Origin of the sequence: Enterococcus quebecensis (genome assembly GCF_001730365.1) — a bacterium.
GTDB lineage: Bacteria > Bacillota > Bacilli > Lactobacillales > Enterococcaceae > Enterococcus_L > Enterococcus_L quebecensis.
On record NZ_MIKB01000011.1, the window covers coordinates 1 to 1098 of the forward strand.

Annotated in this window: 3 protein-coding genes; all 3 read right to left on the minus strand. The window is 41.3% G+C overall.

The annotated features are described in order from the left end of the window. A partial coding sequence (locus BCR23_RS04435) for a T7SS effector LXG polymorphic toxin (RefSeq protein WP_069634285.1) occupies positions 1–494 on the minus strand: 494 nt, incomplete at its 3' end. A gap of 3 nt (positions 495–497) precedes the next feature. Beyond that, complete coding sequence (locus BCR23_RS04440) at positions 498–842, minus strand: DUF3958 family protein (RefSeq protein ID WP_069634286.1); 345 nt, start codon at positions 840–842, stop codon at positions 498–500. Continuing rightward, positions 839–1098: TIGR04197 family type VII secretion effector (locus tag BCR23_RS04445; protein WP_069634287.1), on the minus strand; the 260-nt coding region annotated here is incomplete at its 5' end. The genes BCR23_RS04445 and BCR23_RS04440, both read right to left, overlap by 4 nt.

Consider the following 1098-nt stretch of genomic DNA (forward strand, 5'->3'; position numbering starts at 1 on the left):
TCGCAGGCTTCGTATTCTGAAAAGAAACTTGCGGAACGGGCGTTATAAGCATGAAACTTCTCTAACTGTTCTCTTTTTTTGGCAATACACTCACAAGCATTGATATAACGGCGTTCTAAACTTGGCTGAACGTCGTTGGACACGAGCATCTGGTGTTCTAAATTCTGTTTCAGCTGTTCGAATCGGTTGATTTGGCTCAGGATTTGGTCTTCGTCTGTATCGATACTTGAAACAGAACTTTGATACTCGCTGAGCAGTCGTTTATGCGCATTTGCCATGGCTTCTCCTGTCATAGTAACAGAACGACAGATCGGTGTATAGACTACATTAAAATAGCGTTTCGCTGAATCGTAGGCTTGACCTGATAATGGTGCTAATAAAAATTGTGCGATACTTTTTTGTAGCGAGGCAATCGCTTGACTTGCTTCTTGGTTCATACGTGACGCGTCATTTGCTTGCGCTTGCATTTCACCAACATAAAATTTCAACCCCATTTACTACTTCCCCTTTTCTTCCTCCAATAGCGCAATACGTTGTTCTTGATAGGTTTCTTCTTCGGCTTCCAGCAACTGTTTTTTCGTTTTGTTTAATTCGGCTTCTTTCTCTGCTAAGAGTTGCTGTGCTTTCTCTGATTGATGCCGACTATCTACGCCTCTATCTTGAAAGTACATCTTTTCTTCTGGTGGAGAAGTTGCGACCACCTCTGAATACAACCGCTGTTCTTCTTGATCTATATAGAAAAGGTCTTCTTGCTGTTTGCTAATTGTCCGAAGTTCTGTTGCAACTATATCTTGTTCAGTTTGAATCGTTCTTAGCGTTGCTTGATAACTGGTTTCCGTCATTTGAACCACCTGCTCATTGGCGATGCGTTCATTTGAAATTGTTGCGATGCTTTTAAATCAATTGCTGAAAAGTCTTTTGCGACAGCGTTGATATTTTTACCAGCAGATACAATGCTCGTTGCGAGTTGTTTTATGTCTTTCTCAAATGTTGCGGCCGTTTCTTTTGCTTTCCCATTGCCAGATACGTTGGTTCTGGTTGCAATGTTCGTTGATCCTTTTATGTTGTTTAAGGCATTGGCTGATTGGCTAAAAGAAG

Coding starts and splice junctions, on each gene's coding strand:
- BCR23_RS04440 (WP_069634286.1), bottom strand. CDS start 842: ATGACGGAAACCAGTTATCAAGCAACGCTAAGAACGATTCAAACTGAA.